Here is a 15,819-nt window from a genome sequence, read left to right as displayed (position 1 = left end):
TTGTCATGGCCGTAGGGCAGCAGGTCGCTGTCCGAAATCCCGATCTTCGCGCCAATCTCCTGGATCGGCTTCTTCTGCGCCTCACGCGCAATCTCGATGTCACTCTTGTAGCTCATGGCAAGGTTCCTGCTGAGTTTGCATACAATCGCCGGCACAGCGATGCCGGTTTCGCGATAGACTTAGACAATATGCGGCAAAACACGCGCTTGATTTCCGACATTATCCTGCCTTGAAGCGGCGTGGGGTCTTTCGCAGGCCCGGCGAAAGTTCCTTAAAGGAAACGGAGTTCCCTGAAGCAGCGCGCCTAGGGCGCCCAGGCGCGCTGATCAGGAACAAACAGAGTGAGCACATGGCCCAGCATCAGGCGTCCCGGCCGTTCCACCCATGCGGTGATTCCCCGGCGATTCTGCGCAGCAGGCTTGAAGCGGGCGCCGAAGCCTGCGTGGTTCTTCTCAATCTCCCGGCCAGGCAGCACGCAGGGACGGTTTTCCATGTCCACCGTCAAAGTCGCCCCGTCCTCCCCTTGCAGGCGCGAGGACGGCGGCACGAAGGTGAAGTCCGGGATCCCCCGCAGCACAATGGTGGCGCCCAGATGCGCCGGCTCGACCGCCGGCATTCCCATATCCGCGGCAATCAGCGCCAGTTCCTCTTCCGACAGGATGGTCAGCTGGCGCACATTGCGGATTTCCGTGCCTTCCGGATAGAGATTGCGGACCCGCACGCAGGAGGCGCGGTTTTCACCCTCATGGCGTTCACCGGAAATCCCGGCAAAACCCAGCTCCAGCCAGTCCGACGGCTCAGCCTGCAGGCCGCCGCCCGCCGGGACATGACCCAGCCAGATGATTTCGCCCGTGTATTCCGTTTTCCGCAGCACCGGCATGCCAGCCCTCTCCCGCTTTTCCCAAATGTATGCCGGGCGAGCATACAGCTGCCGCAGCCCGGGGCCAGTGCCGCCAGCTATGGTTTTTTGTGAACCTGCCGAGCAGGTTCTGAAATGAAAACCCCCGGAGGCCAGCGGCATCCGGGGGCAATCTCTTACGGGATCAGGCGGAGGGCTCAGGCTCCATGCCGCCTTCCGGCGGGGTCTTCTTGGGCTTGGCTTTGGGAATCGCAGTGACGGAGGCATTGCCCTTGTCTTCGCTGTCATCCTCGTCATCGCCCGCCTGCGGCGGCTCGCCGTTCATCACACGCTTGATCTCGTCTCCGGTCAAGGTCTCGTATTCCAGAAGGCCCTGCGCCAGCCGCTCCCACTCCTCATGCTTCTCCTTGAGGATCTCCAGCGCCGTTTCATACCCCTGCTGGATGAAGCGTTTGACCTCTTCCTCGATCAGCTCCTTGGTGTGAGCGGAAACCGAGAACCCAGCGGTGTTGCCGGAATAGCCTTCATGCGCTTCGGCATAATCGATATTGCCGACCTTGTCCGACATGCCCCAGCGCAGCACCATGGCACGGGCGAGCTGGCTGGCCTGCTGGATGTCGCCGGCCGGGCCGTTGGAGACGTGGTCCTCGCCGTATTTGATGACTTCGGCCGCCTTGCCCGCCATGGTCATCGCCAGTTTCTGCTGGCACTCATCGCGGTGGTAGTTCAGGCGGTCCATTTCCGGCAGGCTGACCACCATCCCCAGTGCGCCGCCACGCGGGATGATCGTCGCCTTGTAAACCGGATCGCACAGCGGCAGCGCAAGGCCGACAACGGCGTGGCCGGCCTCGTGGTAGGCGGTCTTTTCCTTCTGATCCTGGGTCAGCACCATCGAACGGCGCTCGGCCCCCATCATCACCTTGTCCTTGGCGGATTCGAAATCCTCCATGGTGACAAAGCGGCGGCCGACACGGGCGGCCATCAGCGCCGCCTCGTTCACAAGGTTCGCCAAGTCGGCACCTGAGAACCCCGGCGTGCCGCGGGCGATGATCCGCAGGTCCACATCCGGGCCCAGCGGGGTCTTGCGGGCGTGCACCGCCAGGATCTTCTCGCGGCCCTTGATGTCGGGGTTGCCGACGGTCACGTTGCGGTCAAAGCGGCCGGGGCGCAGCAGCGCCGGGTCCAGCACGTCCTTGCGGTTGGTGGCGGCCAGGATGATGACGCCTTCGTTGGCCTCAAAACCGTCCATCTCCACCAGCAGCTGGTTCAGGGTCTGCTCGCGCTCGTCGTTGCCGCCGCCGTAACCGGCGCCACGGTGGCGGCCGACGGCGTCGATCTCGTCGATAAACACGATGCAGGGCGCGTTCTTCTTGGCCTGCTCGAACATGTCGCGCACGCGGGAAGCGCCGACGCCGACGAACATCTCGACGAAGTCGGAACCCGAGATGGTGAAGAACGGCACGCCGGCCTCGCCCGCAATGGCGCGGGCCAGCAGGGTTTTACCAGTACCCGGAGGGCCGACCAGCAGCGCGCCCTTGGGGATCTTGCCGCCGAGGCGCGAGAATTTCTGCGGGTTGCGCAGGAATTCGACGATTTCTTCCAGCTCTTCCTTGGCCTCGTCGATGCCCGCAACGTCGTCAAAGGTGACGCGGCCGTGCTTCTCGGTCAGCATCTTGGCCTTGGACTTGCCGAATCCCATGGCGCCGCCTTTGCCGCCGCCCTGCATCCGGTTCATGAAATAGATCCAGACACCGATCAGCAGCAGGAACGGCAGCAGCGTGATCAGGAAGGACTGGAAGCCCGACTGCTGCTGCTTCTCTGCACGCACCGGAATGTTCTTCTCGATCAGCAGCGAAGTGACTTCGGCATCACCCGGCTTGATGGTGACGTAGTTCTGCCCGTCGGTCGTGGTGTAACGGACCTGTTCCCCGTCCAAGGTGACGGTGCTGACCTTGCCGGTCTCCACCGAGCTGACGAAGTCCGAAAAAGTGCGTTCACGGCTCTGCATCGTGCTGCCGGAACCGCTGAACAGATTGAACAGCGCCAGGATCAGCAGAAACAGAACAACCCAAAAGGCGATATTGCGAGCGTTGCCCAAGGAAAGTTCTCCCTATCAGTTAGGCGCACCTCTCAGGCCGCCTGCGTTGTGCTTAAAATAAGGATCATTCAGGCAGGTTCAATGCGATAAAAGGGATGCAAAGAACTCTTCTTCATTTGCAACCGGTTCAGCGGACCAGCCATTTGCCAATCCGGCAGTCGGTGCGGCGGCCAGTTCAGCGCCTTGCCACACAGCAGGGGTCGCCTCCAGCACGGTTCCCGGGATCCCTGCGGCCCGCCAGTCCGGGCATTTGCGCAGCCCGTCCCGTCCCAGCGCGCGCACTACGCATCCCTTGGCGTCGCCGCCGAAAACCTTCCACCTGCTGTCCCAGACCTGGCCCGGAAGGCTGATCGCGCCTTCAACCGCCTTGGCTTCGCGGCAGATCCAGATCTGCTTGGAAGTTGTCAGCAGATGGCAGCCCGAGACGGTGGCCGCACCGCCGCCGCGCGCCGCCAGCACCGCGATTTCCATCGGCACCCGGCGCGGCGGGTACGGGGTGCCCGCCACCCATTGGATGGCTTTCACCAGCAGCCGGTAGCCGGTCTCGCTGGGCAGGGTACGGAATTTGCGCTGGCACAGGACGACCGCACCGGCCTGCACATGAGCCAGGTCGCGGGCGGCCAGGAACACATACCAGTCCAGCGCTTCGCGCGCCTTGTTCATATTCCCGGCAACCCTGGACAGCACCGTCGGCGTCAGCCCCAGCGGCGCCAGCTCCTCCAGCGCGCGCCGCGCCCTCACCCGCTCAAAGCGGAGATCGCAGTTGCTGGGGTCCTCGCACCATTCGATGCCGCGTTCCTGCAAATACTGGCGCAACTCGCTGCGGGTCACTTCCAACAGCGGCCGCAGCAGGGTGACCCCGTTGTGGACACGGCGCGGCGGCATGCCCGACAGGCCGGACACTCCCGCGGCGCGCGCCATCCGCATCAGCAGCGTTTCCGCCTGATCATCGGCGGTATGGGCCACACACAGGGTAGAGATGTTGTTGCGCCGGGCCCAGCCGCTCAGCAGATGATAGCGCGCGTCGCGGGCCTGGCCCTGCAGGTTTCCCTTGCCGGGGCCGTCTTCCCAGCGGATCACCTCGTGGGAAATCCCCAGCGCGGCAGCAGCCCGCCCCGCCCATTCGGCCTCGGCCGCCGCTTCCGGCCGCAGCCCGTGATCCACTGTCGCAGCATAAAGCTCAACCGGTTCACCCTCGAACGCTTCCTGCATCAGGTGCATCAGCGCCATGGAATCACTGCCGCCTGAAATGGCAATGCCGAGCCTGCCGGTCATCGTAGGCTGGAACTGGCCGCGCAGCAGTCCCAGAATATCACGCCGCAGACCTGTCAAGAACAGCCCAGCTTGGCCATTTCCGCAGTAGCCTCAGCCTCCTGCGCGGCGCCGGGAAAGCGCGCCCCGACTTCTGACAGCGTGACACAGGCCTGATCCGTCTGTCCCAGACGCCCCAGGGCCGCACCAAGCTCAAAGAGCGCCTTGGGGGCCACCGGACCTCCGGAATTGCCGGTGAAGGCCGCCAGATAGGCGCGCGCTGCCTCGCGGGTGTCCCCCAGCCCGTCCAGCGCCTTGCCGCGGCTGAATTCAGCTTGCGGTGCCAGCGGGCTGCCGGGATAGGCCTGGTTGAAGGCGGCGAATTTCTCCGCCGCATCCTGATACAATCCGTCGGCCAGCAGTTTCTCGGCCGCATCGAAATCCGCCTGCTCGCCGATCGCCAGCTCACCGCCCGGCGGTTCGCCGCCATCGGTTTCGCCGCCAACCGCAGGCAGGGCCGCACCGCCCGCTGCCGGCAGCTCGCCGCCGCCCAGCGTGGTGGTTTCCTTCAGCGCGCCGAGATCACCGCCTTCCAGTTCCACCAGCCGGAACTCGAGGTCGCCGATCCGGTTGGTGCCATCGGTGACGATCCGGTCGATACGGTGGTTCATTTCCTCGGTCTGCAGTGTCAGCCGCTGCAGTTCGCTCTCGATTGCGGCAACCCGGTCCAGAACCGTATCCCCCGACACATCCGCAGAAGGCGCCCCTGTTGTCGACATCTCCCGCTTCAGGCGCTGGATCTCGACATGCAGAACAGTCAGTTCCTGACGGATATCCGCCAGCGTCTGCTGGTCCTGCGCTGCCAGCGGCAGCGGCAGAGCCAGCACAGCGGCCAGAAAAACGGTGTGCAGGAGTCTCATGGCGTTACCCCGTCAAGCCGCCGGCCAGCACGGTGACCGCGCGGCGGTTCTTGGCATAGCAGGCCTCTGCCGAGCAGATCTCCAGCGGCCTCTCTTTGCCGTAGCTCACGACCTTCAGGCGGCTGCCTGCCACCCCTTGGGAAATAAGGTATTCCCGCGCGGCATTGGCCCGGCGGGCGCCCAATGCCAGGTTGTATTCCCGGGTGCCCTGCTCATCCGCATGGCCCTCGATCGTGACCGCGTAGTCAGCGTTCTGGCTGAGCCAGCGCGCCTGGCCCTGCAGGATTCCCTGCGCCTCGGGCGACAGGGTCGACTGGTCCACCGCAAACAGCACCCGGTCGCCGATGGTCTGCTGGAAATAGGCCGGGCTCGCCGGGTCGAGCGCCCCTGCGCCCAGTCCGGCCCCGGACCCGGCCCCGGCCCCGGCGCTGCCGTTTGCCGTGTCGTCCCACCGGTTGTTGCTGCAGGCCGCCAGGCCCAGAACGGCCACAGCCGCAATCGCCAATTTGAAACCGCTCATATCGTCTGCCTATCCCTTTGCGTTTCTTGACCCGAAATTAACACATGCCCGGATCAGGTTCCATGCGGGTATACCCGCGTTATCATGACAATCAGTTCTGCAATGGCGACCAGGCCGGGTCCGAAGCCCCGTCCGGCGTTTTCACAGGCTTAAGGTTGCGCCCGGTAATGTCCACCGAATACAGCAGCGCGCGCCCGGCGCTGCCCTGGCTTTCGCGGGTGAACATAATCACCCGGCCGTTGGGCGCCCAGGTCGGCCCCTCGTCCAGGAAAGATGCCGTCAGCAAGCGCTCTTCGCTGCCGTCTGTGCGCATCACCCCGATGTGGAAACGGCCCTTGTTCTGCTTGGTGAAGGCAATCATGTCGCCGCGCGGGGACCAGACCGGGGTGCCGTAACGCCCCTGGCCGAAACTGATCCGCCGCGCTTCGCCGCCGCCGGCCGGCATCACATAGAGCTGTTGGCTGCCGGAACGGTCGCTTTCAAACACGATCTGGCTGCCGTCCGGCGAGAATGACGGCGCCGTTTCGATCGAGGGGGCCGAGGTCAGCCGGGTCTTGGCACCGGTGTTGATGTCCATCGAGAACAGGTCGGTATTGCCGCCCTGGGTCTGAGAATAGACAATGGTGCGCCCGTCCGGCGCAAACCGCGGCGCAAAGCTCATGGTGCCGTCGCCGCTGGACAGCACCTTGCGCTGCACCTGGCCCACGTCCAGCACATGGATCTGCGGGAAGCCGCTCTCATAGCTCGTGTAAAGCACCCGGTCGCCGGTGGGCGAAAACCGCGGCGCCAGAACGATGGAGGCGCTGTTGGTCAGGTACTGCACGTTAGCACCGTCGTAATCCATCACCGCCAGCCGCTTACGGCGGTCGTTCTTTGGGCCGCTTTCGGAGACATAGACCACACGGCTGTCGAAATAGCCGCTTTCGCCGGTGATCCGGCTGTAAATCGCGTCGGCTACCTTATGCGCCATCCGCCGCCAGCCGTCGGTGGTGCCGTTGAACTGCAGCCCGGTGCCCAGCTCCTTTTCGGCAAACACGTCATGGCCGCGGAAGCGTACCGTCAGCTGGCTGCCGTTGACGCTGACCGCGCCGGTGATCAGCGCCTGCGCATTCACTGCTTTCCAGTCGGCGTATTTCACCGGGCTGTCGAACGCGGTCACCTTCGAGATATGGGCGCTGGCCGGCACTTCCCGGAACAGGCCGGTGCCGCTCAGATCCGCCGCAATCACCCGCGCGATCTGGGAGGCGAACTCAGCCGCCGCCGGGGTTTCCGGCACGAAATCCGGAACCGCATAGGGCAAGGGCTCGATCACGCCCTGGTCGATCTCGATGCGAAGCGGGCCGTCCTGAGCCATGGCCGCGCCCGCTCCTGCCGCTGCTGCGGCACCGATCAGAAGAGCTGCCAGAATTTTCCTCATTTGATCCGCATCCTTTCGGGATTGAATGTCATCTCAATATCGCGCCATTGCGAATATTTTTCAGGGGGAAGCTTAAAACCTCCGGACCCGCAGCGGATAATCGCCCGCCGGGCTGCCTCATAAGCCTGTTTTGCCGCCGAGGAGGAGCCGCCGGTGCTGGACAGCATCCGGATGGAGCCGGTGTCCGGGGTGCCGTCCTGATTCAGTGAAACGCTGACGACCACCGTTGACTTCAGCGCATCCGTGGACAGCGAGCCGACGTTCCAGCAGCGCGAGACCTCAACGCGCAGCGCATCCTTTTCGCCCAGTGTCAGCGGCGGCCCGGACGGCTCCGCTGCTTCCACGTCGGCACCGCCGGCCAGCGCCTCCGCCAGCGCATCCTGCACGGCAGAGGATGTATCCGCCTGCTCGGCCGGGGCCGGCTTCTCGGGCTGTGACGGCTGCTCCGGCTTGGCGGGCTGGGCAGCTTCGGTCACCTGCGGTTCCGGCTCGGGACGGGCTGGCCGCGTCTTCGGGCGTTTGGATACCGCCGGCGCGGCAGAGGCTGCCACCTCATCGCCCTCGTTCTCCTCGGTCACGATCCGGTCGCTTGCCGCTTCCCGCGCGGTGGCTTCCTGCACCTCCTGCGGCGCCTCAGCGCCCTGTTCCGGCGCGACCTCGGGCTGCACGACGTCGTCGATCTTCGTGTCCGGCTCCGGCGGCGCAACAGGCTCCGGCGCGACCCGGTCCACCGGGCGCGGCGCGGCCTCCGGCCTCACTTGCGGAACCAGCGCCGCAACATCCGGCTCTTCGGCGGCGGAGGGCAGCTCAATCGGCACATCCGGCTCAGGCCGCGGCTCCGGGCGCTCCGACACCTGCGGGTCGGGTTCTGCCGGGGGGACCGGCTCGGGCCGGGACACCTGCGGTTCCGGGTCCGGCTGCGGTGCCGGCTCCGGCGCCGGCTGCACTTCGGCGGGCTCCGCCAATGGCGCAGGCTCCGGCGAGACCTGCGGCGCCTGGCGCTGCTGGCTCAGCTTTTCGAACTGCTCGGAGGAAATCAGCGCCACCTGCTGCACGTTGGACGGCAAAGGTTCGGACGGGAACCAGGCGCCGAAGACAACCCAAGTCATCAGCAGCCCATGACCTGCCAGCGAGATTTTGGTTCCGGTCTGCACCGTCCGCGTCCCCGCCTACTGCCCTGCGCCTGCGCCCTGCCGCCCGTCCAGCGCCGGACCGCCGGTGTCGGTGACCAGCCCCACGTTGGAAAAACCGCCCGCGTTCAGCGCGCCCATCACCTGCATCACGTCCGAATAGGCGATCTTGCCATCGGCACGCAGGAACACCCGGTCAGAGCTCCGCTCCGCCGCGATCGCCCGCAGTTTGGCGACCAGTTCCCCGCGCGCCACCGGCGTGGTCTGGATCTCGACCCCGCCCTCGGCGGTCATGGTCACGGTCAGCGGCTCTTCCTCGTCTCCGGGCAGCGCGCCGGCCGCCGTTTTGGGCAGTTCAACAGGCACGCCGACCGTCATCAGCGGCGCCGCCACCATGAAGATGATCAGAAGCACCAGCATGACGTCCACGAACGGCGTCACGTTGATTTCTGACATTGGCCGTCCGCGTCCGCGGCGGCGGCCCCGGCGGCGGTTGCCGCCCCCTGAAGGCTGCTGGACTGCGGCGCCCATGGCTCAGGAATCCAGCTGGCGGCTGAGGATGGTGGCGAACTCGTCGGCAAAGGCCTCATAGCCGCCGATGATGCGGTCGCTGTCCGCGCTCAGCTTGTTGTAGAAGACCACCGCCGGAATAGCCGCCAAGAGCCCCAGGCCGGTTGCCATCAGCGCCTCGGCAATGCCCGGCGCCACGACGGCCAGGTTGGTGTTCTGCTGCTCGGCAATCTCGATAAAGGCGGTCATGATGCCCCAGACGGTGCCGAACAGGCCCACGAAAGGCGCGGTGGAGCCGACGGTTGCCAGCACCGACAGCCCGCCCTGCAGACCCTCGGTCTCCTTGGCGATTGCCACATCCATCGAGCGGTCGATGCGCGCCTGCGCGCCGGGAATCAGCCCGCCGTCGCTGCGGTGGCTGCGGCGCCACTCGCTCATGCCGGCCGAGAAGATCCGCGCCGCCTGGCCCGACGGTTCGGAGCCCAGCCGCTCGAACAGCTCATCCAGCGGATTGCCGGACCAGAACGCCCGGTCAAAGGCGTCCGCTTCCTTGCGGGCAAGACGGTAATTGATGGTCTTCTGGATGATGATCGCCCAGGACCAGATCGAGGCCCCCACCAGCATCAGCATCACCAGTTTCACGGTCACGGTGGCCCGCGCGAAAAGGCCCCACATGGAGAAATCAATCTCCTGCGCCAGCGCCAGAGTTTCTGCTTCCATTAGCCTGCTCTATAGATGTTCCGGCCGTTTATCCGGCCTTATTTGGCAAGACGCTAGCCCAGTTCAATGGCAAAGGCCAATAAAACAGGCGGCCGGACGCCAAATGTTACCGCAATGCGCGAATCTCTGCCGGCAGCCGGGCCGGTTTGCCGCCCGTGGTGATGCAGACGATGGTGACCTGGGCGCGGAACAGCGGCAGGCCCGCGCGGGTGACCTCCTGCACCAGGGTCATCCGGGCGGGCGTGACAGAGTGCATGGAGGTGGTGACCAGCAGCTCCTCGTCGAACTTTGCGGGCGCCAGGTAGTCCGCCTCGATCCGGCGCACAACATAGAGCAGCCCGCCCTCGCGCATGGCGTTCTGATCCACACCGATGCCGCGCACCCAGTCGCTGCGCGCCCGTTCGATGAACCGCAGGTAGTTGGCGTGATAGACGATCCCGCCCATGTCGGTGTCCTCGTAATAGACCCGGACGGGGAATTGGTGGTTCATAACCTGCTCTCCTGGCTTCATCCGCGCAGCCTATGGTCGGCACCGGACCGCTGCAAGCGGCTCACCCCTCCAGTGGATACTCCGCCAGAACATCATACCGTGCGCCTTCCGGCGCCAGCGTGGACTGGTACAGCGCAAAACTCTCCACTTCGCACTGCAGCCGGAAACCTGCCGCCTCCGCCAGGTACCGCGCGACTTTCTCCACCTGCCCCGGCTCCAGATGCCGGGGAAAGCGCCCGAGGGTCACATGCGGCCGGAACCGTTCGCGGGACAGCTCAATCCCGGCAGACCGGCAGGCCGCACGGACACGGTCGCGCAGGCGGGCAAGCTCCGGTGTCTTCTGCACCTCCGCCGCCAGCACCCGCGGCAGCTTGCCGCCATAAGTGTCCAGCCCGCTGAAAGTCAGCATCAATGGCGGTGCGCTGATCTCCGCCAGCGCCTGGTGCAGCGCCTGGAGAACAGTCTCTGGCTGATCGTCGAGGAAAGCGAGCGTGAGGTGCATGTTCTCAGGCGGGACGTGCCGCCCCGCGGTCAGCCCCTCCTGCACATGCTCCAGCGCATCAAGGGCTGCATCAGGCAGCGGCAGGCCGACGAAGGACCGCATCAGCTCTGCGGCGGTTCCGCCGGCGCCTGCAGCCGCGCGAACAGGCGCAGGGCGTGGGATTTGTCCCCGGCCGCCACCGGCATCATCCGGTCATAGGCCGCAGCAATCACCCCGGCGATTTCCGGGCGCAGGATGGTGGCGCCGGTCTCCGGCAGCACCGCCAGCGGCGAGGCCTCTGCAAAGGCAGCGTCGCCCCACATCAGCGCCACCTGCACCGCCTGGGTGAGCGCCAGCGTTTCGGCCGGCATCTGTGCCATCGCGCCTTTCATCCGCAGGAACACAAAGGCCGCCTTGATGCCGCCCTGATCGTCAAAGCGGAAGGCACGGTACTGGCTGGCATCCGCTTCCTTCAGCCGCGCCACAAGCGGTGCCAGCCCGGGGATCAGCCGGTCCAGGTCCGGCACCTCCAGCAGTTCGTCCCAGCCGCGGAAGAAGAAGAACATCAGGTTCGACCCCAGCTCCGGGTCGGTCTCGGCCATCTGGTGGCCTGCCAGCGTCATCACCGCCTCCAGCGCGCCCTTGATGGTTTTCAGAGTCTCGTCCTGCACCCCGAACACGATCGGCGCCACCGGCCGCCCCCAGCGGGCAAAGGCGTAAGAGCCGTCATTGCGGGTGAACAGGCTTTCGATCTGCTCCGGCGTCAGGTCTGGCAGCTGGGCGGTCATTGGCGTCTCCTTGGTCCTGCCGTGTCTATGCCGCCTGCACCGCGCGGCGGCAAGGGGGGGCTCCCGCGCCCGTCCCGCCTCCTGGCTGCGCCAGGCCGCCGGAGCCAGCCTTGGGCCAAGCGCCGCTGGCGCGGCGCGCGGCCCGATCAGCAGCCACTCAATAGGTCAGAACCTCTGCCCAAATGTTTCGCGCGCGAAACATTTGGGCAGAGGTTCTGACACAACTTATAGGGGTGAGAGTTACCTTCACCCGAACAAGTCGTTCTGGCTGCGCGGCGGCGCCATCCCCAGGTGCGTCCAGGCTTTCTGCGCCAGCATCCGGCCGCGCGGCGTGCGCTGGATCAGACCCTGCTGCAAAAGATATGGCTCAATCACCTCCTCCAGCGCGTCGCGGCTTTCGCTGAGGGCGGCTGAAATCGTCTCGATCCCCACCGGCCCGCCGCCGTAGTTCTCGGCAATCAGCTTGAGATAGCGGCGGTCTGCGCCGTCCAGCCCCAGCTGGTCCACCCCAAGCCGGGTGAGCGCGCCGTCAGCCAGTTCGCGGGTGATAGTTCCGTCGCCCTCGACCACGGCAAAGTCCACCACGCGGCGCAGCAGGCGTCCGGCGATCCTTGGGGTGCCGCGCGCGCGCCGCGCGATTTCGCGGGCGCCGGCGTCATCAGCCGGGGCGCCCAGCTTGCGGGCGTTACGGCTGACGATCTCGAACAGCTCGTCGATGGTGTAGAACTGCAGCCGGGTCGGAATGCCGAAGCGGTCGCGCAGCGGCGTGGTCAAGAGACCCATGCGGGTGGTTGCGCCGACCAGCGTGAAGGGCTGCAGCTCGATCCGCACGGTGCGCGCAGCGGGGCCTTCGCCGATCACCAGGTCCAGCTCGAAATCCTCCATCGCCGGGTAGAGCACCTCCTCCACTGCCGGGTTCAGCCGGTGGATCTCGTCGATGAACAGCACGTCACGGGATTCGAGGTTGGTGAGGATCGCCGCGAGGTCGCCCGCCTTGGCCAGCACCGGACCGGAGGTCATGCGGAAGTTCACCCCCAGCTCGCGGGCGACGATCTGCGCCAGCGTGGTCTTTCCGAGGCCAGGAGGGCCGTGGAACAGTGTGTGATCCATCGCCTCGCCGCGGCGGCGGGCTGATTCGATGAAGACGCGCAGGTTGGCGCGGGCCTCAGCCTGGCCGATGAATTCGCCAAGGCCTTGCGGGCGCAGGGCGCGGTCGTTGTCCTCTGGCAGCGGCTCGGGGCGCAGGGCGGGGTCGGCGTCAATCAAGGGAATTCCTCTTCCTGCCTTGAGTGTTTGCCTGCCGGGCGGAGCATTGAACGTCAAGCCTCACCTCATCACCCCTTCGGCGCCAGCAGGCGCAGCGCGGCACGGATCAGTTCCGGCTCATCGGCATCCGGGTATGTTGCTGCAGCCTCCGCCACTGCCGCAGCGGCATCCGACGGACCATAACCGAGGTTGCCCAAAGCCGACAGTGCGCCGGCCGAGGCAGCGGCTGCGCCGCTCGGCTTCTTCGGCGGCGCCTTGCCCGCCGGTTTGGCAGCAGGTGCGGGATCGGCGTCGTCAACCACCTCCAGCCCCGGTCCGTCCATTGCATCCATCACAGCGCCGCCCATCGCCATCACACCCGGCGCTTTGTCCTTGAGATCGAGCACGATGCGCTGCGCGGTCTTGGGGCCGACGCCCTTGGCGGCCTTGACCGACGCCCAGTCGCCCAGGGCAATCGCCCGGCTCACCCCGTCCGGACCCAGCGCGCCGAGAATGGCCAGCGAGACCTTGGCGCCGACCCCCTGCACGGATGTCAGCAGCCGGTGCCATTCCTTCTCCACCAGCGAGGTGAAGCCATAGAGCTGCATCAGATCCTCGCGCACCACCATGTCGGTATACAGCGCGACGGCCTCCCCCGCGCCGGGCAGCGCCGCCATGGTACGGTCGGAGCAATAGACGATGTACCCGACCCCGCGCACGTCGATCAGCACGTGGTCCTGCGCCCGGTAGTCGAGACGCCCCGTCAGTTTCCCAATCATGCCAGCTGGCCCATCATGCGCGCTTCTCCTTCAGCTGCCGCTGCTGCGTGCCCCCGTAATAGGCGTGGCAGATCGCAATCGCCAGTGCATCCGCGGCATCGGCGTTCTTGGGCAGGCAGCCCGGAAGCTGCAGCTTGACCATGTGGATGATCTGTTCCTTTTCGGCATGACCCACGCCCACCACCGTCTTCTTGACCCTATTGGGCGCGTATTCCCCTACCGGCAGGCCTGCCTTGGCCAGCGTCAGCAGTGCCACCCCGCGGGCCTGGCCCAGCTTCAGCGTGCCGGCGCCGTCCTTGTTCACGAAGGTCTGTTCGATTGCAGCCTGATCCGGGGCATAGGCTTCGATAATTTCGGAAACCTGATTGTGCAGCGATAGCAGCCGCTCGCCCAGATCGTCACCGTCCGAGGTGCAGACGCCATTGGCGACATGGCTCAGCCGGGTGCCGCGCGATTCGATCACGCCCCATCCAAGGTTCCGCAACCCCGGATCAATTCCCAAAATCCGCATGCTGTGCCTGCCCTTGCCCGTGTGCCGGCCCGACCGCCGGAATTTATTTTGCCCCAGCACTAGCACAAAAGGCGAACATGTCCAATTGCTTTCCCAGCCGCCGGCTGCGGAGCTTGGCGCACATGCGGCCTGGAAACGACCCTTCACAACAGCAGCAGCGACATTTTGGCCCCGGATCGATGCGCGGCCGCAAACCCTTTATTTACAGGCGCAACAGCTATGCACAGAACGCATACGACACATGCATTTTCATGCCTTGCCGCGCGTTTTTTTCGCCACTAGATGCCGGCCATCGCAATGACGCGACGGATGCTAACAGCTAATCAGAGGACACGGATATGGCCGCATTTGATACCACCCGCACCACCTATGGTTCCACCGGCCTGGTTGGCCGTCTCGGCGCTCTGCTCGCCACTGCTGCCGGCGCTTTCGCTGCATGGAACGACGCCCGCGCGACCCGCAACGCGCTGAATGGCCTGTCCGACCGCGAGCTGGCCGATATCGGCATGTGCCGCGGCGACATCGACAGTGTCGCAGCCGGCAAATCCGTCTTCTGAGACAATCTCTTTTCCGCCCTGCCTCCTCCCTCGGGGCGAATAGGGAAACGCCGCGGACCTGAAAAGGCCGCGGCGTTTTTTTTGCCCGCCAGGCAGTGCCTGCCACAGATGCATATAAGTCCGCTGCCCCCCCGGCAGCGGCCTTTTCGTTTCTTTCAGGACGGCGCTGCGCAGTCAGCGCAGCACCGGTCCGATCTTCTGAGCGATGAATACGGAAGCGGGATCAGCCTGCATGATGAAGGCACCGGCACGCTCAAGGACACTGCCTTCTGCCAGCGTCCTGACCCGCTCGTCGTAACTGTCAAAGCCAAGCGCCGCCATCAGGAAGCCCTTGAACAGCAGGAAAGCCCCGGCGAAGAACACCACGGTTCGGGCCGAAATCCGGGACTGCACCCGGCGCGGCTGAATCACCAGAAGCCCGTCCGGCCGCATTTTCGCGGAATAGCCTTCGGACATGGCACTATGCTTGCGGTTGATTTGCTTCAAACGCGATTGGAACGTATCACGATGTTCGCCCATCACTAGTCTCCGAACTGGCCCCCACCAGCGGATGGCCCATCATTGGCTGAAAATGAGGCGAAAATGCGGCAAGCCCCTCAAATTTGCCGCAAACTTGATTCAATCAGCCCGCCTTGCGGAGAAGCAGCGTTGTCCATTCACCAATTTCGTCCCGGCGCGCAAGATTGGCCCCATTCTGAGCATAAACGCTGACCACGTCATCGGCCTGCTCGTTCAGGATTCCGGAGAGAATCGCATAGCCGCCGGGGCGCAGATTCGCCGTCAGGTCCGGTGCCAGAGCGACCAGAGGCCCCTTCAGGATATTGGCAAAGATCAGGTCATAAGGCGCCTGCGCCTGCAACTCCGGGTGGTCAAAACCTGCCGCTTCCAGGCAGGCAACCTGACCTTCCATGCCGTTGGCCTTGAGGTTGGCTTCGGCCACCTCGACCGCCACTTCGTCGATGTCGCTGGCCAGGATCGCACCCTCCCAGACACGTGCCGCAGCCATTGCCAGCACCGCGGTGCCGCAGCCGATGTCGGCGACTTTTTTGCCTTCGAAACCCTGGTCAAGCAGATGATCAAGCGCCTTGAGGCAGCCCAGCGTGGTGCCGTGGTGGCCGGTGCCGAACGCCATCGCCGCCTCGATCAGCAGCGGGATTTTGCCTGCCGGCAGCTTGTCCGCATCGTGCGAGCCGTAGACGAAGAAACGGCCAGCCTCGACCGGCGCCAGTTCGCGGCGCACATGGGCGACCCAGTCGGTTTCCGGCACTTCGGAAACGACGAAGGGCTTGGCCCCGTGCAACGCCGCCAGCAGCGCCAGCCCGGCCTGATCGGGCGCTTCGGTGAAATAACCGCCGACCTCCCACAGGCCGGAGCCGTCTTCCATCTCGAAGACGCCAATGCCAGTGGGTTCCGGATTCAGCCGCTCCATGGCTTCGCCCAGCGCTTCGGCCTGGGCTTTTGCGGTGAGCGTGGTGAGGGCGGTGAATGTGGGCATGGCGTCGCTCCTGAAACTGTTGCCAAGCGCCTAGGCTGCTGCGGGTCC

The 15,819-nt window shown here is 65.3% G+C and carries 19 protein-coding genes; 1 reads left to right on the top strand and 18 read right to left on the bottom strand.

Features of this window, described 5'->3' with window-relative positions:
- The 16 genes from KUV26_RS16035 to ruvC form a co-directional block, all read right to left on the bottom strand.
- A partial coding sequence (locus tag KUV26_RS16035; RefSeq protein ID WP_222477505.1) for a formate--tetrahydrofolate ligase occupies positions 1-116 on the bottom strand: 116 nt, incomplete at its 3' end.
- Positions 117-304: 188 nt separating this feature from the next.
- Entirely contained in the window at positions 305-880 is a 576-nt protein-coding gene (locus KUV26_RS16030; RefSeq protein ID WP_222509059.1) for an MOSC domain-containing protein, read from the bottom strand.
- 163 nt (positions 881-1,043) lie between these two features.
- The gene (gene ftsH, locus KUV26_RS16025; RefSeq protein ID WP_222505322.1) at positions 1,044-2,957 is read right to left on the bottom strand and encodes an ATP-dependent zinc metalloprotease FtsH; all 1,914 of its coding nucleotides are present in this window, start codon (positions 2,955-2,957) and stop codon (positions 1,044-1,046) included.
- Between the two features lie 78 nt (positions 2,958-3,035).
- Positions 3,036-4,289, bottom strand: a complete 1,254-nt coding sequence (tilS, locus tag KUV26_RS16020) for a tRNA lysidine(34) synthetase TilS (protein WP_261399931.1) — start codon at positions 4,287-4,289, stop codon at positions 3,036-3,038.
- Positions 4,286-5,128 (bottom strand): tol-pal system protein YbgF, encoded by an 843-nt coding sequence (ybgF, locus tag KUV26_RS16015; RefSeq protein WP_222509058.1) that lies wholly within the window; start codon positions 5,126-5,128, stop codon positions 4,286-4,288. Before ybgF ends, tilS begins: the two co-directional genes overlap by 4 nt.
- Positions 5,129-5,132: 4 nt before the next feature.
- Complete coding sequence (gene pal, locus KUV26_RS16010; RefSeq protein ID WP_222509057.1) at positions 5,133-5,648, bottom strand: peptidoglycan-associated lipoprotein Pal; 516 nt, start codon at positions 5,646-5,648, stop codon at positions 5,133-5,135.
- Positions 5,649-5,739: 91 nt separating this feature from the next.
- Complete coding sequence (gene tolB, locus KUV26_RS16005) at positions 5,740-7,065, bottom strand: Tol-Pal system beta propeller repeat protein TolB (RefSeq protein WP_222509056.1); 1,326 nt, start codon at positions 7,063-7,065, stop codon at positions 5,740-5,742.
- Positions 7,062-8,219, bottom strand: a complete 1,158-nt coding sequence (locus KUV26_RS16000) for an energy transducer TonB (RefSeq protein WP_222509055.1) — start codon at positions 8,217-8,219, stop codon at positions 7,062-7,064. The genes tolB and KUV26_RS16000 overlap by 4 nt, the downstream gene beginning before the upstream one ends.
- Before the next feature lie 15 nt (positions 8,220-8,234).
- A complete protein-coding gene (gene tolR, locus KUV26_RS15995; protein ID WP_222505317.1) occupies positions 8,235-8,726 on the bottom strand; it encodes a protein TolR in 492 nt (163 codons plus the stop codon).
- 3 nt (positions 8,727-8,729) lie between these two features.
- Positions 8,730-9,425: a protein TolQ gene (tolQ, locus tag KUV26_RS15990; RefSeq protein WP_222505316.1), complete on the bottom strand. Its 696-nt coding sequence runs from the start codon at positions 9,423-9,425 to the stop codon at positions 8,730-8,732.
- Between the two features lie 106 nt (positions 9,426-9,531).
- Positions 9,532-9,915 (bottom strand): tol-pal system-associated acyl-CoA thioesterase, encoded by a 384-nt coding sequence (gene ybgC, locus KUV26_RS15985; protein ID WP_222505315.1) that lies wholly within the window; start codon positions 9,913-9,915, stop codon positions 9,532-9,534.
- Positions 9,916-9,976: 61 nt separating this feature from the next.
- A complete protein-coding gene (gene thpR / locus KUV26_RS15980) occupies positions 9,977-10,519 on the bottom strand; it encodes an RNA 2',3'-cyclic phosphodiesterase (protein ID WP_222509054.1) in 543 nt (180 codons plus the stop codon).
- Positions 10,519-11,184: a hypothetical protein gene (locus KUV26_RS15975; RefSeq protein ID WP_222509053.1), complete on the bottom strand. Its 666-nt coding sequence runs from the start codon at positions 11,182-11,184 to the stop codon at positions 10,519-10,521. The genes thpR and KUV26_RS15975 overlap by 1 nt, the downstream gene beginning before the upstream one ends.
- A 246-nt stretch (positions 11,185-11,430) precedes the next feature.
- Positions 11,431-12,450 (bottom strand): Holliday junction branch migration DNA helicase RuvB, encoded by a 1,020-nt coding sequence (ruvB, locus tag KUV26_RS15970; protein WP_222505311.1) that lies wholly within the window; start codon positions 12,448-12,450, stop codon positions 11,431-11,433.
- 68 nt (positions 12,451-12,518) lie between these two features.
- Positions 12,519-13,208: a Holliday junction branch migration protein RuvA gene (gene ruvA / locus KUV26_RS15965; RefSeq protein ID WP_222509052.1), complete on the bottom strand. Its 690-nt coding sequence runs from the start codon at positions 13,206-13,208 to the stop codon at positions 12,519-12,521.
- A 13-nt stretch (positions 13,209-13,221) separates the two neighbouring features.
- Positions 13,222-13,719: a crossover junction endodeoxyribonuclease RuvC gene (ruvC, locus tag KUV26_RS15960; RefSeq protein ID WP_222509051.1), complete on the bottom strand. Its 498-nt coding sequence runs from the start codon at positions 13,717-13,719 to the stop codon at positions 13,222-13,224.
- 338 nt (positions 13,720-14,057) lie between these two features.
- Between ruvC and KUV26_RS15955 the strand changes: the two genes are divergently transcribed.
- Complete coding sequence (locus KUV26_RS15955) at positions 14,058-14,276, top strand: DUF1127 domain-containing protein (protein ID WP_222509050.1); 219 nt, start codon at positions 14,058-14,060, stop codon at positions 14,274-14,276.
- A 174-nt stretch (positions 14,277-14,450) separates the two neighbouring features.
- Here the strand turns inward: KUV26_RS15955 and KUV26_RS15950 are convergent, their stop codons facing one another.
- Positions 14,451-14,732, bottom strand: a complete 282-nt coding sequence (locus KUV26_RS15950; protein ID WP_315900127.1) for a hypothetical protein — start codon at positions 14,730-14,732, stop codon at positions 14,451-14,453.
- Between the two features lie 166 nt (positions 14,733-14,898).
- Positions 14,899-15,771 carry a 50S ribosomal protein L11 methyltransferase gene (locus KUV26_RS15945; RefSeq protein ID WP_222509049.1) on the bottom strand — a complete coding sequence of 291 codons (873 nt, stop codon included), beginning with the start codon at positions 15,769-15,771 and terminating at the stop codon, positions 14,899-14,901.
- Positions 15,772-15,819 lie beyond the last annotated feature (48 nt).

It is taken from the genome of Leisingera daeponensis (assembly GCF_019801465.1).
GTDB lineage: Bacteria > Pseudomonadota > Alphaproteobacteria > Rhodobacterales > Rhodobacteraceae > Leisingera > Leisingera daeponensis_A.
Note: the sequence above shows the minus strand (reverse complement) of the source record. Positions and strands in the feature narration are given on the sequence as shown.